This is a genomic window from Falsiroseomonas sp. E2-1-a4 (assembly GCF_051433165.1).
Taxonomy (GTDB): domain Bacteria; phylum Pseudomonadota; class Alphaproteobacteria; order Acetobacterales; family Acetobacteraceae; genus Falsiroseomonas.
Genome location: NZ_JBHMFS010000015.1, coordinates 113,957 through 138,670, shown reverse-complemented (window position 1 = coordinate 138,670; position 24,714 = coordinate 113,957). Strand labels below are relative to the sequence as shown.

Below are 24,714 nucleotides of genomic sequence, written 5' to 3'. Positions count from 1 at the left end.
TCAGACCTGGAGGTAGCGCGCCTGCAGATCCGGCTGCGCGCGGAACTCGTCGGCGGTTCCCGACCAGACGATACTGCCTTTGTCGATTACCGCGACCTGCGTCGCAACGCCGAGGCAGAAGCGGCTGTTCTGCTCGGCCAGCACGATGGTGGTGCCCAGCTCGCGCAGGCTGCGGATCAGCTTTCCGATCTCCTGCACGATCAGCGGCGCCAAGCCCTCCGAGGGTTCGTCCAGCAGCAGCACGGCCGGGTTGCCCATCAGGCAGCGGGCGATGGTCAGCATCTGCTGCTCGCCGCCCGAGAGGCGGCCGGCATAGCGGCGGCGCAGCGGCGCGAGCATGGGGAACATCTCGAAGGCCCGCGCGCGGTTCCAGTCGCGGCCGCCGGCGCCCACGCGTTCGGCGATCTCGAGGTTTTCTTCCACCGTGTGTTCAGGGAACACTTGGCGGTCCTCCGGCACGAAGCCGATACCTGCGCGGGCGATGTGGTAGGGCTTGCGGCCGGCCACATCTTGCCCACGCACGACCACGCGGCCGGCGCGCGGCGGCAGCAGCCCGGCGATGGCTTTGAAGGTGGTGCTCTTGCCTGCGCCGTTGCGGCCCATCAGGGCCAGCGTCTCGCCACGCTCCACCGCGAAGGCCACGCCGAACAGCACCTGGCTGTGGCCATAGGCGGCATCCAAGGATTCGACTTCGAGTTCGCTCATTGAGCCGGATCCAGCGCGTGGTCGGCGCCGAGATAGGCCTCGACGACGGCGGGGTTGCGCCGCACCTCGTCCGGCGTGCCCTGGGCCAGCACGGAGCCGTAACGCAGCACGCGAACCGATTGCGCGATGCGGAAGACGATGTCCATGTCGTGCTCGATGAACACCAGCGTCAGGCCACGCGCCTGCCACAGGCGATGCACGCGGTCGATCATTCGCCAGCGTTCATCCGGGCCCATGCCGGCGGTGGGTTCGTCCAGCAGCAGCACCTTGGGATCGAGCGCCAGGGCCAGCGCGATGTCGAGCAGCTTCTGGTCGCCATGCGACAGGTTGGCGGAAACGGTCCGCGCCAGAGGGGTCAGCCCGCACAACTCCATCACCTCCCCGGCGCGCGCCGCGATGTCGGCGGGCGGGAAGGCGCCGAGCAGCCGCGCGGTGCGGCCCTCATGCGCCATCAGCGCCGCGGCCAATGCCTGCTCCACCGTGAAGCTCGGGAACAGGTTCGCCACCTGGAAGGCGCGGCCGATGCCGCGGCGTACGATGTCGCGGCGGTCCAGCCCGGTGATGTCCGCGCCATCCAGCAGCACCTGGCCGGCGGTGGGCGCCAGCTTGCCTGTGATCAGGTGGAACAGTGTGGTCTTGCCGGCGCCGTTCGGGCCGATGATGGCGGACAGCGTGCCCGGCTCGAAGACCAGGGAGACGTCGTCGGTCGCCACCACGCCGCCGAAGGCCTTGCTCAGGCCCCGCAGCTCCAGCCTTCCGCCGCTCACGGCCCGTTGCCGCGGGCAGGAGGCAGCCCGCCATAGGCGCCCCAGGAGGGGGCGACGAGCCAGCCCGCATCCACCGGCAGGTTCACCCCGGTGATGGAGCGCGCGGCGTCGGAGGCGAGGAAGGCCACGGCCTCCGCGATGTCCTCCGGCGTCACCATGCGGCCGAGCGCGCTGGAGTTTTCCAGCAGCGCCGGGTCGCGCTCCCCGGCGGCGATGGCGGCGCCGAGCGCGGGGGTGAGCGTGTAGCCCGGCGAAACGGCGTTCACCCGCACGCCGGAGCGGCCCCATTCGGCGGCGAGGCAGCGCGTCATCTCGATGACCGCGGCCTTGGCTGGCGAATAGGCGTGCAGCGGCATGGACCGCATGCCCGCGATGGAGGCGATGGTGACGACGGCGCCATGCCCACGCCGGGCCATGCGCGCGCCGAAGGCGACAGCGGAGTTCCAGGTGCCGATCTGGTCGACGCGGACCACCTGCTCGACCTCCGCCTCCGTCATCGCCTCCGCCCGCACCGGGCGCTGGATGATGCCGGCGGAGGTCACCAGCAGATCCACCGGGCCGAGATCGGCCTCGACCCGCGCCGCCGCCGCCTCGTTCGCGTCGCGGGAGGCTACGTCGAGCGTCAGCGCCATGCCGCGGAGTTCCGCCGCCAGCGCCTGCGCCCGCGCCGTGTCGAGATCCGCGACCACCACGCGCGCGCCACGCGCGGCCAGCAGCCGGCAGCAGGCGGCGCCGATGCCGCTGGCGCCGCCGGTGACCACGGCGATGCGGCCGGAGAAACTCATGGGCTCGCCCCCCGGCGGCCGCGCCAGTGATCCACCACGAAATCCAGCAACCCTTTGCGCAGGCCGAGCACGATGACCAGCAGGATGATGCCGAGGAACAGGCCGTGATGCTCCGTCACGGCGGTGATGCGGTCGTTCAGGATCAGAAAGATCGCGACGCCGACCAGCGGGCCGAGGAACACGGTGACGCCGCCGAGCATGATCATGAAGATCGCCTCGCCCGAGGTAGTCCAGAAGGCGAAGGTGGGGAAGGCGCCCGACACATACAGGCTCATCAGCACGCCGCCGAGGCCCGCGAAGGTGCCGGCGATGACGAAGGCTGCCAGGCGATAGCGATAGACGGACAGCCCGACGAAGGCGGCCCTATCCGGGTTGTCCCGCAGCATCCGCAGCGCGGCCCCGAAGGGCGAGCGCACCACCTGCCGCAGCGCTACGGTGGAGACCAGCAGGCAGGCGATGCCGAAGCCCGCCAGGTGCAGCGGCCGCGACAGGTCGATGCCGAGGAAGGGCGGCTTTGGGATGCCGCCCATCAGCCCCTGGTCGCCGCCGGTTAGCGAGATCCAGGACAGGATCACGGAATGCAGCAGCATCTGGAAGGCCAGCGTCAGGAAGGCGAAGTAGATCTCCGACAGCCGCACGCAGAGCGCGCCCACCACCAGGGCCAGAAGCGCCGTGCAGCCCAGCGCCAGCAGGATGCCCAGGGGGATGGACAGGCCGGCGCGCTGCATCAGTAGCCCGAAGGCGTAGGCGCCCATGGCGAAATACGCGGCGTGGCCGAAGGAGACGAGGCCGGTGGTGCCGATCAGCAGGTTCAGCGACAGCGCCAGCAGGCCGAAGGTGGCAAAGCGGATGGCGAAGTCCAGCAGCCCGGCGGAGCCGAAGCCGCCCAGCGTCACCGCCAGGAAGCCAGCCAGCACCAGCGTGGCAATCCCGGCATCGCGCAGCACGCCATCCCTCATGAGGGACGCTTCCCGCCGAGGCCGCTCGGGCGCAGCAGCAACACCAGCGCCATCATGGCGAACATTGCGCCCTCCACGAACAGCGGGAAGCCGATGGAGCCGAAGGAGCGCGTGAAGCCGAGGATCAGCGCCGCCGCCAGCGCGCCGCCAATGGAGCCCATGCCGCCGATGACGGTAACGATGAAGCTCTCGATCAGGATGGAGACGCCCGCACCCGCGACGACGGAGCGGATCGGCGCAGACAGGGCCCCCGCCGCGCCGGCCAGCCCGGCGCCGATGGCGAAGACGGCGGCGTAGATCACGGTGGTGTTGATGCCGAGCGCGCCGACCATGCCGGGGTTGATGGCCGCCGCGCGCACGATGCGCCCGAAGCGCGTGCGCCCCATGCCCCAGGCCAGCAAGGCCGCGATGGCGGCGGTAATGGCGAAGAGGATGGCGTAGAAGTACGGCACGATGCCGCCGCCGATGATGAAGGGTGGCCGGCGGAATTCCTCCGGTACGCCCATGCTGCGGAAATCCGCGCCCCAGATGATCTTCACCAGGTCATCGAGGATCAGGATGACCGCATAGCAGACGAGCAACTGCATCAGTACGTCGCGGCCATAGATGCGGCTGAGCAGGAAGCGCTCGAAGAACAGCCCGAACAGGGCCGTGCCCAGCGTGCCCGCCACCACCGCCAGCGCGAAGCTTTGCGTTGCGCCATGCACGGTCAGCGCCAGGTAGGCGCCGATCATGTAGAGCGAGCCGTGCGCGAAGTTCACCAGCCCGAGCACACCGAAGATCAGCGTCAGGCCGGAGGCGACCAGGAACAGCAGCATCCCGATGGTCAGCCCCGCCGCGCTCTGCGTCACGATGCAGGAGACGGAGGCGAGGCACTCACCGAGTTCGGCCAGTTCCATCCGGGTTGCTCAGGTCCAGCCCTTGCTGCGTTTCCACTCCGCCTCCAGCCGGTAGATCACGGCCCAGTCGGCCGGCGTCATGCGCTGGATGTAGGGGTCCTGCGCGATGGTGACCCCCCAGCCGATGGCGTAGTCCACCAGCGTCTGGTCTTCCGCGCGCATCGTCAGCTTGCCGCCGACGCCGAAGGGGCTGTCGATGGTCATGCCCTTCAGCTTGCCGGCGACCGCGCGCGGATCGGTGCCGCCGGCCTGGCGCAGCGCGGTGCCCAGCAGGCGAACCGATGTTGCGGCCTGCCAGGACCAGTTGGTGGGGAAGGTGTTGAAGCGGCGGTTGTATTCCGCGGCGAATTCCTGGTTCTCCGGCACGTCCGGGAAATTGCGCAGGTAGCGGTTGCCGGAGTGCACGCCCGGCGGCAGGTTCCGCACCTGCTGCAGCGTCGTGTAGTCCGCCATGTTCACCGCGAAGAACTGCGACTGCTGAAACAGCCCGAAGATCGAGGCCTGTTCGACGAAGGTCACCAAATCGCCGGCCCAGAGGCAGGAATACACCGCCTGCGGCCGGCCCTGCGACAGCCGCGTGATGTTCTCGGTGTAGTCGGCCTGGAACAGCCGCGGCCAGGTTTCGCCGGTGATCTGGATCTCGGAGTGGAAGTTCTTCACGTATTCCACGAATTCCGCCGTGGTGTCGCGGCCATAGGCGTAGTCGGGCGAGACCGTCATCCAGCGCCGCAGGTTGCGTGCCTTCGCGATCTCCGCCGCATAGGCGCCGCCGGCGATGGAATCATGGATGCCTTGGCGTGCCACGCGAAAGGCGTTCCAGAAACGCTGGCGCGGATCGGCGGTCAGCGACGACGTCTCGGAGTTGACGTGCAGCGTCACCGTTCCCGTCTCGCGCACCACCTCATGGATGGCGAAGCCGCCGGAGGATGGCTCGGCATCAAGCAGAAATTCGCAGCCCTCGCTGCTGATCATCTCCCGCGCCAGCCGGGCTGCCTCCGCCGGCACACCGCGGCTGTCGCGCACCACCAGCTCGATCGGCCGCCCGTCGAGGCCGCCGGAGGCGTTGAAGCGGTCGACCTCGATCTGCATGGCGTTGCGCGACGATAGACCGAGCTGCGCGACGCGGCCGGACAGGATGGTGGGCACGCCGACCTTAATCGGCTGGCGCGGCTGCGTGAAGCCGATATTGGGGAATCCCGCCAGGGCAGCGGTACCGCCGAGCAGCGCACGGCGCCCGATCGTGGTGGAATTGGTCCTGGACATCGGCGTTCCCCTTCCCCGGGCAGCCTTTGTGGCTTCTTGCCCTTGCGCGGAAGGTGCGGCACCACCCATGCGGTGTCAATCAAGTCGTGCCCCGAGGAATCACCCGTCATGGCCGCGCCGCTGCATCCGGATTGCCAGACCCTGCTCGAGATGATCCGTGCCGCCGGGCGCCAGCCGCTGGAAGCGATGGAGACCGGGCCGGCGCGCGCGCAATACGCCGCCGGTCGGCTTGTGCTGCAGCCGCCCCCGCCGGATGTGGCGGAGACGCGCGACCTGCGCCTGCCCTCCGGCATCGCCATGCGGCTCTACCGGCCGCAGGGCTCGCGTGCGGAGGAGGTTCTGCCCTGCCTGGTCTTCGCGCATGGCGGGGGCTGGGTGTTCGGCGACTTGGCGACGCATGACCATCTCGTCCGCAGCCTGTGCAACGCCTCCGGCTGCGCCGTGCTGGCCGTAGATTACCGGCTGGCGCCGGAGCATCCGTTTCCCGCGGCCATTGACGACTATGCGGAGGCGGTCGCCCATGCCGCGGCGCATGCATCAGCCCTCGGCATCGATCCGACGCGGCTGGCGGTGGGGGGCGACAGCGCCGGCGGCAACCTGGCCGCCGTGGCGGCGCTGATGGCGCGGGATGGCAGGCTGCCCGCGTTGCGCCTTCAGCTGCTGCTGTATCCTGTCACGGACATGGCGCAGGGCCATGACAGCCATGCCCGCTTCACCTCCGACCTACCGCTGACTGCCGCGGGCATGCGCTGGTTCCGTGACCGCTATGCGCCGGAGCCCGCAGGCTGGGCGGATTGGCGCGCCTCGCCGCTGCGCGCCGCCGACCTGTCCGGCACGGCGCCTGCTTTCGTGCTGACGGTCGGCCACGACCCGCTGCGCGACGAGGGCTGCGACTATGCGCGGCGGCTGGAGCGAGAGGGCGTGCCTGTCAGCCACCTGCACGTCGCGGGCCTGCTGCACGGCGCGCTGACCATGTGCGCCGTCATCCGGCCGGCGCTCGATCTCATCGCCATGGCCGGCCTCGCCCTGCGCCGCGGCCTGGCCTGATAGGAGCAGACCGGTCGTCGCGGCGGACCAGGGCTAGAAGTGTCAGGGCTTGCGGGCCCGACGTGACCGTCCGGTTGCTGGCCGCAGCACAACCCAGGCCGGCGCGTGGTCGCTCGCCCCCTCCCGGCCTCGTACGTCGCGATCAACACCTGCGGTCTTCAACCGGTCACTGAGTGCCGGGCTGAGCAGGATGTGGTCGATGCGAAGACCCGCATCGCGCCGCCAGCGATCACGCTTGTAGTCCCAGAAGGTGTAGCGAGCCCTGGTAGGATGTGTCGCGCGGATGGCATCGGTCCAACCCTGCGCGAGCAACCTGGCGAAAGCGGACCGGCTCTCGGGCTGCAGCAGCGCGTCCTTTGCCCAGGACTTGGACGGATAGATGTCCGCATCTGTGGGCACGACATTGTAGTCGCCGGCCAGCGCAATCGGGATCCCCGCCCGCTGCAACGATCCGGCATGTTCAATTAGCCGCTCGAGCCAAGCCAGCTTGTAAGCGAACTTCGGGCCCGGCTGGGGATTGCCGTTCGGCGCGTAGAGGCAGCCGATGAGGACGCCGCTGACCGCTGCCTCAATGTACCGGCTCTGCAAATCTTTGGGATCGCCAGGCAGGCTTCGGCAGGTCACCACAGGTGCGACACCACGGGCGAGGATAGCCACCCCGTTCCAGGTGGGCTGCCCAGCCCAAGCCGCGTGGTAGCCTGCTGCCCTGATTGCTTCGGCGGGAAAGGCGTGTTGCGCCGCCTTGAGCTCTTGCAGGCAGACGATGTCGGGCCGGGCCTCCTCCAGCCAGTCGAGCAGGTTCTGTAGACGCCTGTTCACGTTGTTGATGTTGAAGGTGGCGATCTTCACGTAACCGGGTCTCGGCTCATCCGCTGTTTAGTTGGCTGGTCTGGGGCCAACGCACAATGATCGTCGGAGGTGTCATGAAGATCCAGGTCGATGACGCGCACAGTGTGTCGGCACTTTTTGCAGCGCCGCCGCAGCCTGCGGCCTTTCTTGTCCTGGCCCATGGAGCAGGCGCCGGTATGACCCACCCATTTATGGCCGCAGTGGCCGAGGGGCTGTCTGAACGTCGGATCGCGACTTTGCGCTTTCAGTTCCCCTCCACGGAAGCCGGCAGCAAGCGGCCAGATCGGCCTCCGCTGGCGCAGGCGGCGGTCCGGGCTGCTGTCAACGCGGCGCGTGGCAGGTTGCCCGACGTGCCGCTCTTTGCGGGCGGCAAGTCCTTCGGAGGGCGCATGACGTCACAGGCCCAGGCGGAGGCACCACTGCCGGGTGTCGTCGGGCTGGTCTTTCTGGGTTTTCCGCTACACCCGGCGGGCAAGCCGGCCTCCGATCGAGCAGATCATCTCGCGCAGATCAGCGTGCCGATGCTGTTTCTCCAGGGGACGCGCGACGCCCTCGCCGAGATGGCGCTCCTGGAACCAGCTATCGCGGAGTTGGGCAAACTGGCGACGCTGGTCGTGTCGGATCAGGCTGACCACTCCTTCCATGTTCCGGTGAGGTCGGGGCGGACGGATGCCGAAATCCTCGCCGAGTTGCTCGACCGTGCCGCCGAATGGATGCAAGCCGTCGCCGTTCCATCTGGATGACTGCCTGCCTCTGCCCTGTTCACCACCGACTACGGTCTTTGGTCGGTGTTGAACATGCGGCGTCAGTCCCGCTCGCGCCTGTCATGCTGCGGCAGTCGCCACTGCACGCGTACTGCTGGTGGTCGTTCGAACGAATGCGTGACGGAGACGAAGGTCACGCCGTGCGCCTCCGTCACCACCACGAACTTGGCGAATTCCATCAGAGAGTGGGACAGGCGGTCAATCTTGTAGACCACGATCACGTCCACCCGGCCCTGCTCGGTTTCCCGCAGGAGGCTCCGTGATGTCTCGCCAGTTCTCAGGACAGACCCCGTTGGGTGTAGCGTAAACTTGGTCGGCCCCGCTTGCCTGTGCCACACGTCTGGGACACATATAGCTTCGGTTGACGCTAAAGGCCTTAAGAAACGCCGTGTTTACGGAGTTCGGCTTGGGGATCCTGGCGCCCCAACCAGTGCGACCTCTCGACCCCCGAATGGGCGCGTAACCGCAAGGCCGGCCCCCGCGAAGCTCCGTGTACATCACGGAGCCGCCCCATGACCGCAGCAGCCTCCCCCGCCGCCCTGCGCCGCCTTCTTGTTCTAGTGGCACTGGCCATGCCGCTCGCGCTTCCAGCCCAGGCGCAGCCCGCCAGCACCGGCGACAGCGGCCTGGTGACCCTACGCAGCGCCCATGGCATGCGCCCGACGCTGGATCGCTTCGGCGCCGCTGTCCGCGCCGCCGGCTGGAAGGTCTTCGCCGAGATCGACCACGCCGCCGCGGCGCGCGACGCCGGCCTGCCTTTGCGCGGCCGCAGCGTGGTGCTGTTCGGCAACCCCGCCGCCGGCACCCCCGGCATGGCAGCCAACCCGACGCTCGCGCTCGACCTGCCGATGCGCGTGCTGGTGTGGGAGGATGACCAGGGCGGCGTGCAGATCACCCGCAGCACCGGCGCGGACCTCGCCAGCCGCGTCTTCGCCCGCCACGGCGTCACCATCCCGGCTGAGGGGCAGCGCGGGACGGAGGCGCTGCTCGACCGCCTCACCCGCGAGGCGGCCCAGTAGCACGTCGTTGGCCGGCATCGTTCCGCCGGCCACGACGCGCCCGCACCTTCCCGCCCTGCCGATCGGCCTGACCGCCCGTTGGCGCCCTGCCCGGCGTCTTCGCGGCGTCCCCGGTCCTCGGCCTCGCCTGCGTGCTGGTGCGGATCATGCGGTTTTCCGAATGGCCCAACATGGCAACGTAATATGATAACATCACGAATGCGCAGCAGCCCTGGGCGCCGGGCTTCTCGCGCGAAGTTCAGCGCCCTTGCGCCCTGTCGTCCCGCCTCGTCTTGAAGTCACATGGCTGGAAGGGCATGTCGTTCCGGCCGGCATCTCGCCGGTCGCAGCCGGAGGACGAAGTCATGGCCTGGAAGACCCCGAAGATCGTCGAAATTTCCCTCGCGATGGAAATCAACAGCTACGCTTCCGCCGAGATCGACTGAGCCGGCTGCCCGGGGCGTGCTCCGGGTCATCATGCTCGGGGCCGGTGCCGGCGGAGGGTTCCCGCAGTGGAATTCCGCCGGCCCCGGCTGCCTGAGGGCGCGTGCCGGCGATCCGGCCGCCCTGCCGCGCAGCCAGGCCAGCATCGCGGCCTCGGCCGATGGCGAGCGCTGGCTGCTGGTGAATGCCAGCCCTGACCTCCGCCAACAGATCGCCGCCACCCCGGCCCTGCACCCGCGGGCGCATCCGCTGCGGAATTCGCCGATCGGCGCCGTTCTGCTGACCGGGGCGGAGGTGGATGCCGTGGCCGGCCTGCTGCACCTGCGCGAACGCCAGGCCTTCGAATTGCTCGCCGCCGCGCCGACGCTGGAGGTGCTGGCGGCCAACCCGATCTTCGGTGCGCTCAATCCCGAATTCGTGCAGCGCCGCAGCATCACGCTGGAGCAGGCCTTCGCCGTGCTGGGCATCACCGTCACCGCCTATGCCGTGCCGGGCAAGGTGCCGCTGTTCGTCGAAGGCGCCGGTGACCCGGGTGTGGCGGAGGATGGCGAAGCGGTAGGCCTCGCGCTCTCGGCCGGCGGCGGCACGCTGCACTACATCCCGGGCTGCGCCATGATGACGGATGCGCTGCGCGCGCGGCTGCGCGGCGCGGACTGTGTGCTGTTCGACGGGACGCTGTTCACCGATGATGAGATGATCCGCCAGGGCGCCGGGCCGAAGACCGCGCGGCGCATGGGCCATATGCCGATGACCGGGCCAGGCTCCACGCTCGCCGCCTTCGCGGAGCTGAACGTCACGCGCCGCATCTTCGTGCACATCAACAACACGAACCCCGCCCTACTGTCCGACAGCCCCAAACGCGCCCACCTCGTCGCCGCTGGCTGGGAGGTTGGCGAGGATGGAATGGAGATCCGCCTGTGAGCCTGCTGTCGCCTGACGCCCTCGAGGATGCCCTGCGCGCGATCGGGGCGGAGCGCTACCACGTCCATCACCCGTTCCATCACCTGCTGCATGGCGGCAAGCTGGATCGCGGGCAGATCCAGGCCTGGGCGCTGAACCGCTACTATTACCAGTCCAGCATTCCGGCGAAGGATGCCTCCCTGCTGGCGCGCCTGCCGACGCCCGATCTGCGCCGTGAATGGCGCCGGCGGCTGGTGGACCATGATGGCGACGGCACGCATCCGGGTGGGGTGGAACGCTGGCTGGCGCTGACGGATGGGCTGGGGCTGGACCGCGACTATGTGGTGTCCCTTAAAGGACTGCTGCCGGCGACGCGCTTCGCGGTGGATGCCTATGTGCGCTTCGTGCGGGAAAAATCGCTGCTGGAGGCCATTGCGTCGTCCCTGACCGAGATGTTCTCGCCCGACATCATCTCCCAGCGCGTCTCCGGCATGCTGCGGAACTATGATTTCGTCACGGCGGAAACGCTCGCCTATTTCACGCCGCGGCTGACCCAGGCGCCGCAGGATGTTGCCTTCGCGCTCGGCTACGTCAGGCAGTACGCCGACACCGAGGAGAAGCAGGACCAGGTCCTCGCGGCGCTGCGCTTCAAATGCGACCTGCTGTGGGCGCAGTTGGACGCGCTGCACTTCGCCTATGTCGCGCCGGGCCTGCCGCCGCCGAGCGCCTTCCGCCCATGATCCCCCGCTTTCCGCGCGGCGTGCGGCTGCACCATGACCAGGCGCGGGATCGCTGGGTGGTGATGGCGCCGGAGCGCATGTTCGTGCCGGATGATACGGCGCTGGAAGTGCTGCGCCTGGTCGATGGCGCGCGCGACCTGGACGCCATCATCGACGCGCTGGCCAGGAAATTCGATGCGCCGCGCGAGGTCATCGCCACCGATGTGCGCGCCATGGTGGACGACCTTGTGGCGCGCGGCGCGCTGGCGCCGTGAACGCGCCCCTCGCGCTGCTGGCGGAGCTGACGCATCGCTGCCCGCTGCGCTGCCCCTATTGCTCCAACCCCGTCGAGCTGACGCGGGCGAGCAGGGAGCTGACCACGGAAGACTGGGCGCGGGTGTTCCGCGAGGCCGCCGCGCTGGGCTGCCTCCAGGTGCATCTCTCGGGCGGCGAGCCGACCGTGCGGCGCGACATCGTGGAGATCACCCGGGCAGCCCATGACGCCGGCCTCTACACCAACCTCATCACCGCGGGCGTGCTGCTGGATGCCGCGCTGATGGCGCGGCTGGTGGATGCGGGGCTGGATCACGTGCAGCTTTCCGTGCAGGACGCGGACCCTGCGGGGGCGGAGCGCATCGGCGGCATGAAGGGCGCGCCGGCGCGCAAGGAACTGGCGGCGCGGCTGGTGACGGAGGCCGGGCTACCGCTGACGCTGAACGCCGTGGTGCACCGCCAGAACCTGCACAACCTGCCGCTGCTGATCGAGACGGCGTTGCGCTGGGGCGCCGGCCGGCTGGAAGTCGCGCATGTGCAATACTACGGCTGGGCGCTGATGAACCGCGACGCGCTGCTGCCCACGCGCGAACAGTTGGACGCGGCGACCCGCATCGTCGATGCGGCGCGGCTGACGCATCAGGGCCGGCTGCTGATCGATTACGTGGTGCCGGATTATCACGCGGCGCGGCCGAAATCCTGCATGGGCGGCTGGGGCAATCGCTTCCTCGGCGTCTCCCCCGCCGGGCGCGTGCTACCCTGCCACGCGGCGGAATCCATCACCGGCCTCGACTTCCCCAATGTGCGCGACACATCCCTGCGCGCGGCGTGGGAAGACAGCGACGCCTTCAACCGCTTCCGCGGCACGAGCTGGATGCCGGAGCCCTGCCGCGGCTGCGACCGGGCGGAGAAGGATTGGGGTGGCTGCCGCTGCCAGGCCTTCGCACTGACCGGTGATGCCGCCGCGACGGACCCGGCCTGCGCGCTGTCGCCCCACCACGGGATGCTGGCGGCCGCGGTGGCGGAGGCCGTCTCGCCGGATTTCCGGTATCGCGGCTTCGACTGAAGCCGGCGCGGGCCTGGCCATCCCAGGTCCCCTTGCCGCGCCGTTCATGATACGGCCACGCAATGGCAGACATTACGGACAGCACGGAGCCGCCCCTCTGGAACGCGGGCTTCGCCGGCATGCTGGTGCTGACCCTGCTGGGCTTCGCCAACCTGGCCGCCTTCTACGGGCTGGAGCCCTGGCTGCGCGGCCGCGGCCTCGGCCCGGCCCAGGCGGGGCTGGCGATTGCCGGCTTCACCCTGGTGGCGCTGCTGCTGATTCCGCCGCTCTCGGCCCGTATCACGCCCGCCACCGCCGGGCGCTGCATCCTGGCCGGCTTTACCGTGACCCTTCTGGCGCTGCCGCTTTACCCGCTGGCCGAGGGTTTTCCGCAATTGCTTGCGCTGCGGTTGTGGCATGGCCTGGGCTTCGTGCTGACGCTGGTGGGCATCGTCTCAGCTTTCGTCGCCATGGTGCCGGCTGCGCAGGCGGGGCGGGCCTATGCGCTGTTCGGAGTCGCGGATCTGCTGCCCTTCGCGCTGCTGCCGCCGCTGATGGAGGCCACCCTGCCCGCCTTCGGCGGCGATGCGGGCCAGCAATACGCGGCCCTGGCGCTGCTGCAGGCGCCGGCGTTGCTGCTGGCGCTGTGGATCGCGCGCCGCCCCTTGGTCAAAGCCCCGCCGCTCGCGGCCGCGGGTGGACCAGCCAGCCGGGCGGTGCTGCTGCTGCTGGCGGTGAACAGCCTGGCCTTCCTGGCGCATGCCCTGCTGTTCAGCCTGCTGAAGCCGCGCGCGCTGGAACTGGAGGGCGGCGCGCTGATCGGCCTGTTCTTCGCCCTCCAGACCGCCACCATCATGGCCCTGCGCCTGCTGGCCGGCAGCGCCTTCGACCGGCTGGACCAGCGCCGGCTGGCCGCGCTCGGGCTTGGCGCGGTGGGGCTGGCACTGGGGCTGCTGGCACTGCCCTTGCCCACCTGGGCGCTGCTGGCCGTGGCGTTGCTGACCGGCCTCGGCTTCGGCGCCGCGCTACCGCTTCTGAACGCGCTGATGCACCTGCATTCGCCGCCCGAGCGGCGCGGCGCCAACCTCAACCTGATGATGCTGACCTTGCAGCTTGGCTACCTGCTCGGCCCGTTGCTCGGCGGGCTGGTGGTGGGCATCGCGGGGTATGCCGGTGCCTTCCTGCTGGCGGCACTGTGCCTGGCGCCCGGCGTGGCGGCGCTGCTGCGCCTGCCGGAACAGGCGACTATCGCTCCGCCAGCACCGCTTCCAGCGCCTCACTGAACGCGGCCATGGCGGCCGGGCTGCCGCAGGATACGCGCAGCCAGCCGGGGTAGCGAAAACTGGTCATCGCCCGCGCCATCACGCCGCGCGCCATCAGCCGCCGATGCACCACCGTATCCGGCATGGGCAGGCGCAGCATGGCGAAATTGCCGATGCCGCCCAGCAGGGGCAGCCCCAGCCGCCCCGCCAGCGTGGCCAGCCCCGCTTGCGCCACCCGCACCTGCGCGCGGCTCGCGGCGATATGCGCCTCGTCCCACACCGCTTCCTGCGCCGCGTCCAGCGCCAGCCGGTTCACGCTGTAGCTGATGCTGGTCTTCCGCACCGTGGCCGCCACTGCCGGTGCCGCCGCCATCCAGCCGATGCGCAGCCCGGCCAGCCCCCACATCTTGGAGAAGGTGCGGAACACGATGAGGTTCGGATGCCGCGCCATCAGCGCGAAGCTGTTGGGAAAGTCCGGCGCCTCGGCGAATTCGGCATAGGCCTCGTCCACCACCACGATCGCGCGGCCGGCGACCGAATCCAGGAAGCGCGCCAGCGTGGCATGGTCCCACCAGCTTCCCGTCGGATTGTTCGGGTTGCACAGGAACACCACGCGGCTGCGCGCATCGATCGCACGCAGCAGCGCCGCATCGTCGAAGCCATGGTCGCGCAGCGGCACCAGCCGGGCCTCGACGCCGGAGAAACTGGCCAGCCATTCATAGACGGCGAAGGTGCGGTCGGCGGTGACGATGTTGTCCCCGGCCTCGCAGAACGCCTTGATGACGAAGGCGATCACCTCATTCGCGCCATTGCCGAGGATCACCTGCTCCGCATCCAGCCCGAAGCGGCCGGCGATGGCGCGGCGCAGGTGCCAGCCATCGCCCTGCGGATACAGCGCCGCCTCCCGCTGGTCCCAGCGCGCCAGCACCGCACGCGAAGCCGCGGGGGGGCCGAGTGCATTCTCGTTGTTGTTCAGCCGGTGCAGATGCGCCACGCCAAAGCGCCGCCGCAGCACGTCGTCCGGCGGTGCGGGCACATAGGCCTCGAAGGCCTGGACATGCGCCGGCACCAGTCGATCCAGCGCGAAGCCGCTCATCCGGGCGAGGCCAGCAGCAGCAGATCCCCGGCCGCATCCGGGATCAGCGCCGCCGGCGCCAGCCCGGCCTGGACCAGGCCCTCCGCGAAGGCCGCATGCCCGGGCTGGCCAAGGTCCAGCACCGCGCGGCACTGCGCAAAACCCTGGGCGCGGAACAGCGCCACATTGCCCAGGGCCACCGCCGCCGCATCCGCCGCCGCCAGCAGCGGCCGCAGGGTGACGCGGCTGGCGGCGCGGTCCGTCTCCGCCGCCATGGCCGCGCCGGTGGCCCGCGCGGGCGGCGGCGGCGCCTCGATATCCCGGCCGAGGCCGAGGCGGCGCACCGTCTCCGTGACCCAGGAGCGCAGCGCCTCCGGCACCCAGGCGATGCCGCCCGGGTCTTCCTCCAGCGCGCGGAACAGCACGGGGTGCTGGCCGCCGGCGGCATCCGGCAGGTGGCCCACCACCTCGAAGGCTTCGGCCGGCATTTCCGGCGCCGGCTCCAGCACCACCAGCCCCTGGATGCTGCCGCGCGCCAGGCGGCCGAGCGCGGCGTGCAACAGGGCGGTGGCGAGTGCGGCGCGACCCTCGGGCAGCAGCACGGCAGAGCCGGATAGCGCCATCAGGCGGCGGCCGAAGGGCTGCCAGAACAGCCCGCCCAGCGGCCGGCGCCGCGCATCCAGCGCCACGAGCGCCGTAAGCTCCCCGGCCGCGCGCTGGTCCAGCACGCGGGACGCGGTGCGGAAGGCCGGGCCGCCGGTGCCGCTGGCCTCCGCCCAATCCACCAGCAGCGCCAGCGTCGCGTCATCCGGCTCCACCGGCGTGCCCTGCATCGCGCCGAGGCCCTCGGGCGCCGCAGCCGCCACCCGCGCCGGATAGGCTCGCGCGACATCGAAGCCCAGCCGCAGCCCGGCTGCCCCGGCCGGTTCGGTGGTCAGGTGGTCCGCCAGCCGGGCCGCCAGGTACAGGCCGACGGCGGCGGTATCCTCCACATCCCGTCGCCGCGCCTGGTCCAGCCCGGCAAGGTCGAGATCCGCGGTGGTGAAGCCGAGTTCCAGCCGTATGGCGTGGCGCCGATCGCGCAGAACCAGGCTGACAGGACCGGAGGCCGCCGGGCAGGCCGCCAGCACCTCCTCCGCGATCAGGGCCAGGCGGTCGGCGCGATGGGGCTCGGTGCCGGCGACGGCGGCGGCCCCGCGCACGAATTCCGCCCCGATCGCGGCGAAGCGCGGGCCGGGCGGCAGCACCAGGCGCGGCGTGGCCTCATCCTCGATCATGCAGCCTGGCGCTCCCTCGGCCGCGGCCTCGCGACCGGCCAGAGTTTACCAACCGCACAATGTTTCGAAAACATGAAGGGCGGCCACAAGTCCCGATTTAAGTTGCAGCTTGCCCATGCAGGGCGCATATGAGGTCGGTCAGCCTTGCGCGGTTCGGCCTGCTCTCCCTGCTCGATCGAGCGCCGAGCCTAGTGTCCGTTTCGCTCCCAAGACTGATCCGCCCTGCAATGTCGCGGGGCGGTCTTCAGTTACGAAGCGGATACCTTCCATGCCGATCGGCACCGTCAAGTGGTTCAACGCAACCAAGGGCTATGGCTTCATCCAGCCGGAAGACGGCTCCAAGGACGTGTTCCTGCACATCTCCGACGTGCAGCGTTCCGGCCTCCAGGAGCCGCGCGAGGGCGACAAGCTGGAGTATGAGCTGCAGCACGGCCAGCAGGGCAAGACCTCGGCCGGCAACCTGAAGCAGGCCTGAACCGACCGGGGTGGCCCAGGGCCGCCCCGACGGATAACGGATGGATGAACGGGGGCCTCGGCGCCCGTTCCTCCGTCATCCCACCGCCGCCACCACAAGTGCGGCACATCGCCCCGTCGCGTCCCTGGCGCGCCCGGCATAGACCAAAGCATCCGCAGCACGGTGGCACCGCCGCCGGGGACTGCCCAAAGGACCACGTGCACACCTACGACGAACGCTACTCGACCCAGTTCCACGCGAACGGGTCCACCCTTCCGGCCCAGCCGAAACTCCAGGCCGGCAGCGAGCCCGCCATTTCCAGCCTCACGCGCGACGAAATCCGCCGCATCGTGATGGATCTGATCGGCTGAACCAAGGACTTCACGGCGCGCGGGCGGCCTGGTCGTCCTGCCCCTTCGGCGCAACGCCAGGGGCTGCCCCGACCCGTGAGGATCGCCACATGCCTCCGCATCACCGCTACACCGTGGGCCAGCGCATCGAGTTCATGCCGGGCCGTTATGACGGGTCCGCGCCGTCCGGCGCCTACACCGTCGTCCGGCAGTTGCCGAATGATGCGCAGGACCGCGAATACCGCGTAAAGAACAGCCGCGACGGGCATGAGCGCATCATCCGCGAAAGCCAGATGCGCCAAGGCGTGCTCGGCTGACACCCGCATTCCGGCGGCTGCATTGCCGCCGCCGGACCTCCCTTTCCTAGCGCCGCTTCAGCGACGCCAGATCCCGCACCGCGCCCCGCGCGGCACTCGTCGCCATCGCCGCATAGGCCTGCAGCGCCGTCGAGACCTGGCGCTTGCGCGGGCTGGCGGGCTGCCAGGCGGCATCGCCCTTCGCTTCCATCGCGGCCCGGCGGCGCGCCATCTCGGCGTCCTCCACCTTCAGCTCGATGCGGCGGTTCGGGATGTCGATCTCGATGATGTCGCCATCCTCGACCAGCCCGATCGGCCCGCCCTCCGCGGCTTCCGGCGACAAATGGCCGATGGACAGGCCGGAGGACCCGCCCGAGAAGCGGCCATCCGTCACCAGGGCGCAGACCTTCCCGAGACCCTTCGATTTCAGATAGCTGGTCGGGTACAGCATCTCCTGCATCCCAGGCCCGCCGCGCGGCCCCTCATACCGCACCACCACGACATCGCCGACCACCACCTTGCCGCCCAAAATGCCGTCCACCGCGGCGTCCTGGCTTTCGAACACTTTCGCCGGGCCGGTGAAGGTCAGGATCGAGGCATCGACGCCGGCCGTCTTCACGATGCAGCCATCGACGGCGATGTTGCCGGACAGCACGGCGAGGCCGCCATCGGCGCTGAAGGCATCGTCCTTGGCGCGGATCACGCCACCGGCGCGGTCCATGTCCAGGCTTTCCCAGCGTTCCGCCTGGCTGAAGGCCACCTGCGTCGGCACGCCGCCCGGCGCGGCCTTGAAGAAGTCCAGCACCTTGGCATCGGCGGTCTGCATCACATCCCATTGCTGCAACGCCTCGGCCAGCGTCGGCGCATCCACGCGGCTGACGGAGGTGTCGATCAGCCCCGCACGGTCCAGCTCGCCCAAAATCCCAAAAATACCGCCGGCGCGGTGGACGTCTTCCACATGCACATTGGCGACGGAGGGGGCCACCTTGCACAGCACCGGCACGCGGCGCGACAGGCGGTCGATATCGGTCATGGTGAAGTCCACGCCGCCCTCATGCGCCGCGGCCAACAGGTGCAGCACGGTGTTGGTGGACCCGCCCATGGCAATATCCAGCGTCATCGCATTCTCGAAGGCCGTGCGCGTCGCGATGTTGCGCGGCAGGACGGAGAAATCCTCCGTCTCGTAATGTCGCCGCGTGATCTCGACGATGCGGCGCCCGGCCGCCAGGAACAGTTGCTTGCGGTCGGCATGCGTGGCCAGCACCGTGCCATTGCCCGGCAGCGCCAGGCCCAGCGCCTCAGTCAGGCAGTTCATCGAATTGGCGGTGAACATGCCGGAGCAGGACCCGCAGGTCGGGCAGGCGGCGCGTTCGATGACGGCCACTTCCTCATCCGTCACGGTGGGATCGGCGGCGGCGATCATGGCGTCGATCAGATCGACGCTGCGCTTCTGGCCGCGATGCACAACCTTGCCGGCCTCCATCGGCCCGCCGGAGACGAAGATGGTCGGCACGTTCAGGCGCATGGACGCCATCAGCATGCCCGGCGTGATCTTGTCGCAGTTGGAGATGCAGACCATCGCATCCGCGCAATGCGCGTTGACCATGTACTCGACGCTGTCCGCGATCAGGTCGCGGGACGGCAGGCTGTACAGCATGCCGTCATGCCCCATGGCGATGCCGTCATCCACCGCGATGGTGTTGAATTCCTTGGCGACGCCGCCCGCCGCCTCGATCTCCCGCGCCACCATCTGGCCGAGGTCCTTGAGGTGGACGTGGCCGGGCACGAACTGGGTGAAGCTGTTGACCACGGCGATGATCGGCTTGCCGAAATCGCCGTCCTTCATGCCGGTGGCGCGCCACAGCCCCCGAGCGCCGGCCATGTTGCGGCCATGGGTGGTGGTGCGGCTGCGATAATGCGGCATGGCTTGAGCGTCCTGGCTTGCGTTCCTCGGCCCTGGCTCAGGCCCGGCCGGTTGTGACCCGGCCGGCGGTTCTAGCGGGATCGGTGCGGCGCGGCCAGACGGCCAGGCGCCAAACCGCTGGGCCATGGGTTGGCCGCGTCCTGCACCACCAGCCCCGCCGCCGCGGCATGCCGGGCGAAAATCTGCACGCCGCGCAGCGCCGGTGCCAGATCATCCGGCTCCAGCCACTCGGACAAGCCGCCGAGGGCCGACAGCGCATCGCCCCGCTGCAGCGCCGCCTCCAATTCCAGCAGCACCGCCTCATCCCCACTCCGTGCGGTGCCCTCGCCCTGGCGCACATCCAGCGGCCGCCGCGCGGCGCGGGTCAGGACGGATAGCAGCAGTTCGAATCCCAGCACGCCGGCGGGGCGGATGCCGGCTTGCGCCAGGATGCACTGACAGTTCCGCGGGCCGGCGCGCAGCGCGGCCATCAGGATCCGCTCCGGCGCGGTCGTTCCCGGAATCCGGTCGTCGTGAAACCCATCCGGCATGCGCCCGGCCTCCCTCACCTTCTCGCGCCGAGCATGGCCCCGGGGCCGCGTGCATGGAAGTGTGATTGCGAGTCATTCGCATATATGCGATGCAGCGGGCTGATGAAGGATATCGAAGCATGGCTGCCGCCCCGCCGTTCCCCCTGCTGCGGAAGTGCCTGGTCCTGCCGATCCTGGCACTGGCCTCGATCCTGCCGGCACAGGCGCAGCCCGCTTTGCCGCTGGAGTTGAACCGCCTGGAGCCGGTGACGGCACCGGCCGAGGGCTGCCGCATCTGGATGATGCTGGCCAATGACGCGCCGGAGTCCGCCGCCATCAACACGCTGCGGCTGGATCTGGTGGTGTTCGGCGCCGATGGGCAGATCGCCCGCCGCGCCGCGGTGGAACTCGCGCCCGTCGGCGCCGGCCGCACCGCCGTGCGGCTGTTCGACCTGGCCGGCCTGCCCTGCGACCGCATCAGCCGGCTGCTGGTGAATGATGTGCTGGCCTGCCGCATCGCGGGCGCGGAGGTGGCCGACTGCGCCGATCGCCTGCGGCCCTCCAGCCGCGCCGGCATCCGCTTCGGGCTGTAGGAGCAACCATGGAAACCGCGCACGACCTGTCTCCGCTCGGCCTGTTCCTCGCCGCCGATTGGGTGGTACGGACGGTGATGGTGATGCTGGTGCTGGCCTCCATCTGGGTCTGGGCGCTCGCGTTGGACCGCACGCTGCGTTTTCGGCGCCTGGCGCGGGATGCCGCCGCGCTGCGCCGCTTCGCGGAAGACGGATCGCCCCCCGCCCACGACAATGCCTGGGCCGAGGTGCTGGTCGCCGCCGAACATGCGGCGCGGGAGGTGGTGGGCGAACCCGCCGCGGAACGCCGCCAGCACATCGCCAGCGCGGCACGGCTGGCGGTGGTGGAACGCACGGCGCGTGCCCGGCACGGCCTGCCGGTGCTGGCCAGCATCGCCTCCACCGCGCCCTTCATCGGCCTGTTCGGCACGGTCTGGGGCATCATGAACGCCTTCACCGCCATCGCCCGCAGCGGCAATACCAGCCTGACCGCGGTGGCGCCGGGCATTGCGGAGGCGCTGTTCGCCACGGCGCTCGGGCTTGTCGCGGCAATCCCCGCGGCGCTCGCCTTCAACCGGCTTTCCGCCATGCTGGGCGAGGCGCGCGGCGCCGCCAGCGGGGCGGCGGAACGCCTGGCGCGGCGCCTCGGCCTCGCCGGGTCCAGCCGCGCGCGCGTGGCGGCCGAGTGATGGCCTTCAACCTCGAAGGCCACGGCGAGGATGAGGAGGGCATGCTCTCCGAGATCAACGTCACGCCCTTCGTCGATGTGATGCTGGTGCTGCTGATCGTCTTCATGGTGGCGGCGCCGATGATGATGGCCGGCGTGCCGGTGGACCTGCCGCGCGCCGCCAACGCCCCGGTGCCGCAGGTGACGCAGCCGCTGGTGCTGACGCTGGATCGCCAGGGCCGCGTCTTCATCGAGGAAGCCGAGACGGACCCGGCAACGCTGGTTGCCACCCTCGCCCCGATGGCGGCGGAGACGCCGGACCGCCCGGTGTTCCTGCGCGCCGATCGCAACCAGGCCTATGGCGAGGTGATGCGCGTGCTGGCGGCGCTGGCCGCTTCGGGCTTCGGCCGTGCCTCCCTGATCGGCGAGGCGGCGCCCTGAACCGCCATGGACCTGTCGCAGCGCCTCCGTCCTTCACTGCCCGGGTCTGGCCTGATGTCCTTAGCCTCGGCTGATCCCCTGCGGGATGGGCGCGGCCTTCACCCCGCCGCCTGGGGTGTGGCGCTGGCGCTGCATCTGGGCCTCGCCGCCGTGCTGATGCGCCCGGCCAACCCGCCGCTACCGGGCGGTGGCGCCGGGCTTCAGGTCAGCCTGTCCAGTGGCCTGGGCGGTGGTGCGGCCGGCAGCATCGAGGCAGTGCAGCCGGAGGATGTGGCGGATGCCGCGCCGACGGAGAGCCTGAACGCGGTGGATGCGCCGCCGGCGGACCTGTCCAGCCCGCCCGCGCCGCAGACCTCGGCGCTGCAACCGCCGCCAGCCCAGATGGTGCAGCCGCCGCCGCCCCAGGCCATGCGGCCACCCGCACCCCCGGCGGCACAGCCGCCCCCGCCCCCGGCGGCACAGCCGCCCCCGCCGCCAATCACCCAGGCCCCGCCGCCACCGGCCGTCCAGCCGCCGTCGCCTCAGCCCGTGCAGGCCCTGGCGGAACCCATCACCGCCGCGCCGCCGCCGCCAGAGGCCCTGATCGGCGCTTTGCCCGACCTGGCGCCGCCACCTCCGCCCGCGCTGGCCGAGGTCACCGCACCGCTGGAGGCGCCGGCCCCGCCGCCGCCGCGCCTCGAAGCCGCCCAGGCGGCGGAGACGGTGGTAGCGCAGGCCGAGCCGCCCCTGCCGCCCCCGCCCCCCCAGGCGCCACCGGAGCCCGTGCGCGCGGCGCAACCCCAGCCCGTGCGCCAGGCGCAACCTGCCCCCCGCCCCGCCCCGGCCCCACAACGCCCCGCCGCGCGCGCGGCCTCACCCCGCAGCGCGCTCGCCGGCCATCCCGGCCCCGCGGCCGGGACGGCGCCTGGCCCGGCTGCCTCCCCCGGTCCACCGGGCGATGGCCAGGGCGCGGCGGCAGCCAGCCCCGGCGAGGGCGCCGGCGCGCGGCAACTGCCCCCGGCCTATGCCGCCGCCCTCGTCCGCATCCTGCAGCGCAACCTCCGCTACCCACCCGCCGCCCGCGCCCAGGGCATCGAGGGTACGGCGGCCCTGCGCTTCGTCATTGCCCGGGACGGCACGGTGCTGGCGAGCCAGTTGGTGCGTGGCACCGGATCCGTGCTGCTGGACCATGAGGCGATGGCGCTGATCCGCCGCGTTTCCCCCCTGCCCCGCCTGCCGGCGGATTTCCCGGATGCGCAGGCGGTGGTGCTGGCGCCGATCGGCTTCTCGGTCCGCTGAGGGGCATGACCGGCGTCAGGGCAACCCGCCGACCCCCGGGCTTTCCGCCCCAGGCTCCGCCCCACGGGCCGTGGCGAAGGCGGCGGAGAGCGCGTTGCGCAGCACCACCACCTCATGCCCGATGCAAAGGCAGCGGAAGCCGGCGCGCAGCGCGGCCGCGGCCTCCGCGCCATCGCCCGCCACCCAGCCCAGCGGCTTGCCCGCCGCCTGCGCCGCGGCGCGCAGATCACCCGCGGCACGCCGGTAGCGCGGATCGGCGAAGCCGCCCGGAATGCCCAGGCTGTCCGACAGGTCGAAATGGCCGAGCCACAGCATGTCCAGCCCTGGCACCGCCGCGATCTCCGCCGCCGCCGCCACGCCGACCTCGCTTTCCACCAGCGCGATGGTCAGCACCGCGGCATTGGCCGCTGCCATCTTCGCCGCAGGGTCGCCGCCGGCATAGGCATCATGCGCCACCGAAAACGCCAGGCCGCGATGCCCCTCCGGCCGATAGCGACAGGCGGCGACCAGCGCCCGTGCCTGCGCCGCGCTTTCCACCAGCGGCATCATGATGCCGAGCGCCCCGGCATCCAGCACCGGCGGCACCAGCGCCGCCTGGGCGGCCGGAATGCGGACCATCGGCACGATGCCGGCGGCGCGGGCGAAGGCGCATTGCGCCTTCACACCCTCGATCCCCAGCCCCGAATGCTCCATGTCCAGCAGCACGAATTCGGCGCCCGCGGCGGCCAGGGTGGGCGCCAGGCCGGGGGTGAAAAATTCGAAGGCCATGACGCCGAAGCTGGCCTCGCCGCGCCGCAACCTGTCGCGCACCGGGTTCGCGATCATCCCGCATCCTCCACCTTTGGCCCGATGGTGATCCCGCTGGCGTGATGCAGGCAAGCTTGCAGGATGCCCGCGGCATGCGTATTGTTAACTCTATGGTTAACCAAAGCGCGCCCTCCGGCCCCGACCTCGACCGCATCTTCTCGGCGCTCGCCGACCCCACCCGCCGCGCCTTGCTGCAAAGGCTGGATGTGGAGGATGGAATCTCGGTCAGCGAATTGGCCCGGCCACTGTCCATGTCCCTGCCGGCGGTGATGAAGCACTTGGACGTGCTGGAAGGCGCCGGCCTGATCGCCAGGCAGAAAACCGGCCGCACCGTCGCCTGCCGGCTGACGGCCGCGCCGATGGAGGACGCGATGGGATGGCTCGCCCGCTACCAGCGCTTCTGGACCGAAAGCCTCGATCGCCTGGCCGCCGCCCTGGAGAAATCGCCATGACGACGACGATCCCGAGCCTGACCCTGGTGCGCCGCATCGCCGCCCCCCCGGCCCGCGTCTTCGCCGCCTGGACCAAGCCGGAGATGATGGCCCAGTGGTTCGGCCCGCATCACACCCGCGTGGACCAGGCCGAGGTCGATGCGCGCATCGACGGCGCCTTCCGAATCCATATGATCGAAGACAACGGCGCGCGCCACGAAGTCGGCGGCCGCTACCTGGAGATCGAGCCGGAGCGGCTGCTGGTCTTCACCTGGGCCTGGGCCAGCACGCCGGAACGCGAAAGCCGCGTCACCGTGCGCTTCCGTCCGCTGGAGGACGGCACCGAGATCACCCTGACGCATGACCGCTTCGCCGATGCCGCCACCGCCACGCGCCATCGTCGCGGCTGGACCGAATCCTTCGAACGCCTGATCGCCCTGCACGCAATCCATCTGGAGGACGCACGATGATGGACATGACCATCACGGAGGAACACCGCTGGCTGCAACGCCTGGTCGGTGAATGGACCAGCGAGGCCGAATGCATCATGGCCCCCGGCCAATCCCCCACAACCCTGCGGGGGCGGGAGCCGGTCTCGGCATTGGGCGATGTCTGGGTCATGGGCAAGGGTGAATCCGAGATGCCGGGCGGCGGCACCGGCCGCACCGTCATCACCCTCGGCTACGACCCCGCCAAGGGGCGCTTCGTCGGCAGCTTCATCGGCTCGATGATGACCATGATATGGCTGTATGAGGGCTCGCTGGACGCCGAAGGCCGCGTGCTGACGCTGGATGCAGAAGGGCCGGATTTCGGCGCGCCGGGTCGCATTGCGCATTACCAGGACATCGTCGAGGTGAATTCGCCGTATTCGCGCACGATGACATCCCGCATGCAGGATGCGGATGGCGCCTGGCACCCTGTGATGACCGCGCGCTACCGGCGGGTGGGCTGAGC

32 protein-coding genes are annotated in these 24,714 nt (G+C 70.4%); 19 read left to right on the top strand and 13 right to left on the bottom strand.

What is annotated here, in order from left to right:
* Genes ACFHNC_RS17050 through ACFHNC_RS17025 form a run of 6 tightly spaced genes read right to left on the bottom strand, consistent with a single transcriptional unit; the run spans nt 1 to nt 5,378 of the window.
* On the bottom strand, nt 1-705 hold the full coding sequence (locus ACFHNC_RS17050; protein ID WP_437170431.1) for an ABC transporter ATP-binding protein: 705 nt from the start codon (nt 703-705) through the stop codon (nt 1-3).
* A complete protein-coding gene (locus ACFHNC_RS17045) occupies nt 702-1,472 on the bottom strand; it encodes an ABC transporter ATP-binding protein (RefSeq protein ID WP_437170430.1) in 771 nt (256 codons plus the stop codon). Before ACFHNC_RS17045 ends, ACFHNC_RS17050 begins: the two co-directional genes overlap by 4 nt.
* Nucleotides 1,469-2,257 (bottom strand): SDR family NAD(P)-dependent oxidoreductase, encoded by a 789-nt coding sequence (locus ACFHNC_RS17040; protein WP_437170429.1) that lies wholly within the window; start codon nt 2,255-2,257, stop codon nt 1,469-1,471. The genes ACFHNC_RS17045 and ACFHNC_RS17040 overlap by 4 nt, the downstream gene beginning before the upstream one ends.
* Complete coding sequence (locus ACFHNC_RS17035) at nt 2,254-3,216, bottom strand: branched-chain amino acid ABC transporter permease (RefSeq protein WP_437170428.1); 963 nt, start codon at nt 3,214-3,216, stop codon at nt 2,254-2,256. Before ACFHNC_RS17035 ends, ACFHNC_RS17040 begins: the two co-directional genes overlap by 4 nt.
* Entirely contained in the window at nt 3,213-4,115 is a 903-nt protein-coding gene (locus ACFHNC_RS17030; RefSeq protein WP_437170427.1) for a branched-chain amino acid ABC transporter permease, read from the bottom strand. The genes ACFHNC_RS17035 and ACFHNC_RS17030 overlap by 4 nt, the downstream gene beginning before the upstream one ends.
* 9 nt (nt 4,116-4,124) lie before the next feature.
* A complete protein-coding gene (locus tag ACFHNC_RS17025; protein WP_437170426.1) occupies nt 4,125-5,378 on the bottom strand; it encodes an ABC transporter substrate-binding protein in 1,254 nt (417 codons plus the stop codon).
* A gap of 108 nt (nt 5,379-5,486) precedes the next feature.
* Here ACFHNC_RS17025 and ACFHNC_RS17020 point away from each other — a divergent pair, with 108 nt between their 5' ends.
* Complete coding sequence (locus ACFHNC_RS17020; RefSeq protein WP_437170425.1) at nt 5,487-6,425, top strand: alpha/beta hydrolase; 939 nt, start codon at nt 5,487-5,489, stop codon at nt 6,423-6,425.
* A 42-nt stretch (nt 6,426-6,467) separates the two neighbouring features.
* Here ACFHNC_RS17020 and ACFHNC_RS17015 read toward each other — a convergent pair whose 3' ends face one another.
* The gene (locus tag ACFHNC_RS17015) at nt 6,468-7,274 is read right to left on the bottom strand and encodes an exodeoxyribonuclease III (RefSeq protein ID WP_437170424.1); all 807 of its coding nucleotides are present in this window, start codon (nt 7,272-7,274) and stop codon (nt 6,468-6,470) included.
* Between the two features lie 74 nt (nt 7,275-7,348).
* Between ACFHNC_RS17015 and ACFHNC_RS17010 the strand changes: the two genes are divergently transcribed.
* Nucleotides 7,349-8,017, top strand: a complete 669-nt coding sequence (locus ACFHNC_RS17010; protein ID WP_437170423.1) for an alpha/beta hydrolase family protein — start codon at nt 7,349-7,351, stop codon at nt 8,015-8,017.
* A gap of 62 nt (nt 8,018-8,079) precedes the next feature.
* On the opposite strand, the gene ACFHNC_RS17005 is transcribed toward ACFHNC_RS17010, so the two are convergent.
* Complete coding sequence (locus ACFHNC_RS17005) at nt 8,080-8,376, bottom strand: recombinase family protein (protein ID WP_437170422.1); 297 nt, start codon at nt 8,374-8,376, stop codon at nt 8,080-8,082.
* 174 nt (nt 8,377-8,550) lie between these two features.
* On the opposite strand from ACFHNC_RS17005, the gene ACFHNC_RS17000 reads away from it, so the two are divergent.
* From ACFHNC_RS17000 to ACFHNC_RS16970, 7 genes are all read left to right on the top strand, one after another.
* The gene (locus ACFHNC_RS17000; RefSeq protein WP_437170421.1) at nt 8,551-9,057 is read left to right on the top strand and encodes a DUF302 domain-containing protein; all 507 of its coding nucleotides are present in this window, start codon (nt 8,551-8,553) and stop codon (nt 9,055-9,057) included.
* Between the two features lie 296 nt (nt 9,058-9,353).
* Nucleotides 9,354-9,482, top strand: coding sequence for a pyrroloquinoline quinone precursor peptide PqqA (gene pqqA / locus ACFHNC_RS16995; RefSeq protein ID WP_437170420.1), 129 nt, complete (start codon nt 9,354-9,356; stop codon nt 9,480-9,482).
* Between the two features lie 16 nt (nt 9,483-9,498).
* Entirely contained in the window at nt 9,499-10,401 is a 903-nt protein-coding gene (pqqB, locus tag ACFHNC_RS16990; RefSeq protein ID WP_437170419.1) for a pyrroloquinoline quinone biosynthesis protein PqqB, read from the top strand.
* Nucleotides 10,398-11,120 (top strand): pyrroloquinoline-quinone synthase PqqC, encoded by a 723-nt coding sequence (gene pqqC / locus ACFHNC_RS16985; RefSeq protein WP_437170418.1) that lies wholly within the window; start codon nt 10,398-10,400, stop codon nt 11,118-11,120. The genes pqqB and pqqC overlap by 4 nt, the downstream gene beginning before the upstream one ends.
* Nucleotides 11,117-11,374 carry a pyrroloquinoline quinone biosynthesis peptide chaperone PqqD gene (gene pqqD / locus ACFHNC_RS16980; RefSeq protein ID WP_437170417.1) on the top strand — a complete coding sequence of 86 codons (258 nt, stop codon included), beginning with the start codon at nt 11,117-11,119 and terminating at the stop codon, nt 11,372-11,374. The genes pqqC and pqqD overlap by 4 nt, the downstream gene beginning before the upstream one ends.
* Nucleotides 11,371-12,438, top strand: a complete 1,068-nt coding sequence (pqqE, locus tag ACFHNC_RS16975) for a pyrroloquinoline quinone biosynthesis protein PqqE (protein ID WP_437170416.1) — start codon at nt 11,371-11,373, stop codon at nt 12,436-12,438. Before pqqD ends, pqqE begins: the two co-directional genes overlap by 4 nt.
* A gap of 62 nt (nt 12,439-12,500) precedes the next feature.
* Nucleotides 12,501-13,700 (top strand): MFS transporter, encoded by a 1,200-nt coding sequence (locus tag ACFHNC_RS16970; protein ID WP_437170415.1) that lies wholly within the window; start codon nt 12,501-12,503, stop codon nt 13,698-13,700.
* Here the strand turns inward: ACFHNC_RS16970 and ACFHNC_RS16965 are convergent.
* Together ACFHNC_RS16965 and ACFHNC_RS16960 are read right to left on the bottom strand one after the other, a co-directional pair.
* Complete coding sequence (locus tag ACFHNC_RS16965; RefSeq protein ID WP_437170414.1) at nt 13,663-14,775, bottom strand: pyridoxal phosphate-dependent aminotransferase; 1,113 nt, start codon at nt 14,773-14,775, stop codon at nt 13,663-13,665. The two genes, ACFHNC_RS16970 and ACFHNC_RS16965, sit on opposite strands and share 38 nt — an antisense overlap.
* Nucleotides 14,772-16,031 (bottom strand): hypothetical protein, encoded by a 1,260-nt coding sequence (locus tag ACFHNC_RS16960; RefSeq protein ID WP_437170413.1) that lies wholly within the window; start codon nt 16,029-16,031, stop codon nt 14,772-14,774. Before ACFHNC_RS16960 ends, ACFHNC_RS16965 begins: the two co-directional genes overlap by 4 nt.
* A 268-nt stretch (nt 16,032-16,299) precedes the next feature.
* On the opposite strand from ACFHNC_RS16960, the gene ACFHNC_RS16955 reads away from it, so the two are divergent.
* The 3 genes from ACFHNC_RS16955 (at nt 16,300) to ACFHNC_RS16945 (ending at nt 17,152) form a co-directional block, all read left to right on the top strand.
* Nucleotides 16,300-16,506 carry a cold-shock protein gene (locus ACFHNC_RS16955; RefSeq protein WP_304810808.1) on the top strand — a complete coding sequence of 69 codons (207 nt, stop codon included), beginning with the start codon at nt 16,300-16,302 and terminating at the stop codon, nt 16,504-16,506.
* Nucleotides 16,507-16,703: 197 nt separating this feature from the next.
* Nucleotides 16,704-16,856: a hypothetical protein gene (locus ACFHNC_RS16950; protein WP_437170412.1), complete on the top strand. Its 153-nt coding sequence runs from the start codon at nt 16,704-16,706 to the stop codon at nt 16,854-16,856.
* Between the two features lie 89 nt (nt 16,857-16,945).
* Nucleotides 16,946-17,152, top strand: a complete 207-nt coding sequence (locus tag ACFHNC_RS16945; protein WP_437170411.1) for a hypothetical protein — start codon at nt 16,946-16,948, stop codon at nt 17,150-17,152.
* Between the two features lie 46 nt (nt 17,153-17,198).
* Here the strand turns inward: ACFHNC_RS16945 and ilvD are convergent, their stop codons facing one another.
* Nucleotides 17,199-19,055 (bottom strand): dihydroxy-acid dehydratase, encoded by a 1,857-nt coding sequence (gene ilvD / locus ACFHNC_RS16940; protein ID WP_437170410.1) that lies wholly within the window; start codon nt 19,053-19,055, stop codon nt 17,199-17,201.
* Between the two features lie 71 nt (nt 19,056-19,126).
* A complete protein-coding gene (locus ACFHNC_RS16935) occupies nt 19,127-19,585 on the bottom strand; it encodes a hypothetical protein (protein ID WP_437170409.1) in 459 nt (152 codons plus the stop codon).
* 119 nt (nt 19,586-19,704) lie between these two features.
* Here ACFHNC_RS16935 and ACFHNC_RS16930 point away from each other — a divergent pair, with 119 nt between their 5' ends.
* The 4 genes from ACFHNC_RS16930 to ACFHNC_RS16915 are packed head-to-tail and all read left to right on the top strand — an operon-like array spanning nt 19,705 to nt 22,522.
* Nucleotides 19,705-20,157: a Tat pathway signal protein gene (locus ACFHNC_RS16930; RefSeq protein ID WP_437170408.1), complete on the top strand. Its 453-nt coding sequence runs from the start codon at nt 19,705-19,707 to the stop codon at nt 20,155-20,157.
* An 8-nt stretch (nt 20,158-20,165) separates the two neighbouring features.
* The gene (locus ACFHNC_RS16925; protein ID WP_437170407.1) at nt 20,166-20,825 is read left to right on the top strand and encodes a MotA/TolQ/ExbB proton channel family protein; all 660 of its coding nucleotides are present in this window, start codon (nt 20,166-20,168) and stop codon (nt 20,823-20,825) included.
* Nucleotides 20,825-21,244 (top strand): ExbD/TolR family protein, encoded by a 420-nt coding sequence (locus tag ACFHNC_RS16920; RefSeq protein ID WP_437170406.1) that lies wholly within the window; start codon nt 20,825-20,827, stop codon nt 21,242-21,244. The genes ACFHNC_RS16925 and ACFHNC_RS16920 overlap by 1 nt, the downstream gene beginning before the upstream one ends.
* Nucleotides 21,245-21,298: 54 nt before the next feature.
* Nucleotides 21,299-22,522, top strand: a complete 1,224-nt coding sequence (locus tag ACFHNC_RS16915) for an energy transducer TonB family protein (protein ID WP_437170405.1) — start codon at nt 21,299-21,301, stop codon at nt 22,520-22,522.
* Between the two features lie 15 nt (nt 22,523-22,537).
* Here ACFHNC_RS16915 and ACFHNC_RS16910 read toward each other — a convergent pair whose 3' ends face one another.
* Nucleotides 22,538-23,347, bottom strand: a complete 810-nt coding sequence (locus ACFHNC_RS16910) for an aldolase/citrate lyase family protein (RefSeq protein WP_437170404.1) — start codon at nt 23,345-23,347, stop codon at nt 22,538-22,540.
* 74 nt (nt 23,348-23,421) lie between these two features.
* Here ACFHNC_RS16910 and ACFHNC_RS16905 point away from each other — a divergent pair, with 74 nt between their 5' ends.
* The 3 genes from ACFHNC_RS16905 to ACFHNC_RS16895 are packed head-to-tail and all read left to right on the top strand — an operon-like array spanning nt 23,422 to nt 24,712.
* The gene (locus tag ACFHNC_RS16905) at nt 23,422-23,781 is read left to right on the top strand and encodes an ArsR/SmtB family transcription factor (RefSeq protein ID WP_437170403.1); all 360 of its coding nucleotides are present in this window, start codon (nt 23,422-23,424) and stop codon (nt 23,779-23,781) included.
* Nucleotides 23,778-24,230: an SRPBCC family protein gene (locus ACFHNC_RS16900; RefSeq protein ID WP_437170402.1), complete on the top strand. Its 453-nt coding sequence runs from the start codon at nt 23,778-23,780 to the stop codon at nt 24,228-24,230. Before ACFHNC_RS16905 ends, ACFHNC_RS16900 begins: the two co-directional genes overlap by 4 nt.
* Nucleotides 24,227-24,712 (top strand): DUF1579 domain-containing protein, encoded by a 486-nt coding sequence (locus ACFHNC_RS16895; RefSeq protein WP_437170401.1) that lies wholly within the window; start codon nt 24,227-24,229, stop codon nt 24,710-24,712. Before ACFHNC_RS16900 ends, ACFHNC_RS16895 begins: the two co-directional genes overlap by 4 nt.
* The last annotated feature ends 2 nt before the right edge of the window (nt 24,713-24,714 follow it).

Coding starts and splice junctions, on each gene's coding strand:
- ACFHNC_RS17050 (WP_437170431.1), bottom strand. CDS start 705: ATGAGCGAACTCGAAGTCGAATCCTTGGATGCCGCCTATGGCCACAGC.
- ACFHNC_RS17040 (WP_437170429.1), bottom strand. CDS start 2,257: ATGAGTTTCTCCGGCCGCATCGCCGTGGTCACCGGCGGCGCCAGCGGC.
- ACFHNC_RS17035 (WP_437170428.1), bottom strand. CDS start 3,216: ATGAGGGATGGCGTGCTGCGCGATGCCGGGATTGCCACGCTGGTGCTG.
- ACFHNC_RS17030 (WP_437170427.1), bottom strand. CDS start 4,115: ATGGAACTGGCCGAACTCGGTGAGTGCCTCGCCTCCGTCTCCTGCATC.
- ACFHNC_RS17025 (WP_437170426.1), bottom strand. CDS start 5,378: ATGTCCAGGACCAATTCCACCACGATCGGGCGCCGTGCGCTGCTCGGC.
- ACFHNC_RS17020 (WP_437170425.1), top strand. CDS start 5,487: ATGGCCGCGCCGCTGCATCCGGATTGCCAGACCCTGCTCGAGATGATC.
- ACFHNC_RS17010 (WP_437170423.1), top strand. CDS start 7,349: ATGAAGATCCAGGTCGATGACGCGCACAGTGTGTCGGCACTTTTTGCA.
- ACFHNC_RS17000 (WP_437170421.1), top strand. CDS start 8,551: ATGACCGCAGCAGCCTCCCCCGCCGCCCTGCGCCGCCTTCTTGTTCTA.
- pqqA (WP_437170420.1), top strand. CDS start 9,354: ATGTCGTTCCGGCCGGCATCTCGCCGGTCGCAGCCGGAGGACGAAGTC.
- pqqD (WP_437170417.1), top strand. CDS start 11,117: ATGATCCCCCGCTTTCCGCGCGGCGTGCGGCTGCACCATGACCAGGCG.
- ACFHNC_RS16970 (WP_437170415.1), top strand. CDS start 12,501: ATGGCAGACATTACGGACAGCACGGAGCCGCCCCTCTGGAACGCGGGC.
- ACFHNC_RS16965 (WP_437170414.1), bottom strand. CDS start 14,775: ATGAGCGGCTTCGCGCTGGATCGACTGGTGCCGGCGCATGTCCAGGCC.
- ACFHNC_RS16960 (WP_437170413.1), bottom strand. CDS start 16,031: ATGATCGAGGATGAGGCCACGCCGCGCCTGGTGCTGCCGCCCGGCCCG.
- ACFHNC_RS16955 (WP_304810808.1), top strand. CDS start 16,300: ATGCCGATCGGCACCGTCAAGTGGTTCAACGCAACCAAGGGCTATGGC.
- ACFHNC_RS16945 (WP_437170411.1), top strand. CDS start 16,946: ATGCCTCCGCATCACCGCTACACCGTGGGCCAGCGCATCGAGTTCATG.
- ilvD (WP_437170410.1), bottom strand. CDS start 19,055: ATGCCGCATTATCGCAGCCGCACCACCACCCATGGCCGCAACATGGCC.
- ACFHNC_RS16935 (WP_437170409.1), bottom strand. CDS start 19,585: ATGCCGGATGGGTTTCACGACGACCGGATTCCGGGAACGACCGCGCCG.
- ACFHNC_RS16930 (WP_437170408.1), top strand. CDS start 19,705: ATGGCTGCCGCCCCGCCGTTCCCCCTGCTGCGGAAGTGCCTGGTCCTG.
- ACFHNC_RS16925 (WP_437170407.1), top strand. CDS start 20,166: ATGGAAACCGCGCACGACCTGTCTCCGCTCGGCCTGTTCCTCGCCGCC.
- ACFHNC_RS16920 (WP_437170406.1), top strand. CDS start 20,825: ATGGCCTTCAACCTCGAAGGCCACGGCGAGGATGAGGAGGGCATGCTC.
- ACFHNC_RS16915 (WP_437170405.1), top strand. CDS start 21,299: ATGTCCTTAGCCTCGGCTGATCCCCTGCGGGATGGGCGCGGCCTTCAC.
- ACFHNC_RS16910 (WP_437170404.1), bottom strand. CDS start 23,347: ATGATCGCGAACCCGGTGCGCGACAGGTTGCGGCGCGGCGAGGCCAGC.
- ACFHNC_RS16905 (WP_437170403.1), top strand. CDS start 23,422: ATGCGTATTGTTAACTCTATGGTTAACCAAAGCGCGCCCTCCGGCCCC.
- ACFHNC_RS16900 (WP_437170402.1), top strand. CDS start 23,778: ATGACGACGACGATCCCGAGCCTGACCCTGGTGCGCCGCATCGCCGCC.
- ACFHNC_RS16895 (WP_437170401.1), top strand. CDS start 24,227: ATGATGGACATGACCATCACGGAGGAACACCGCTGGCTGCAACGCCTG.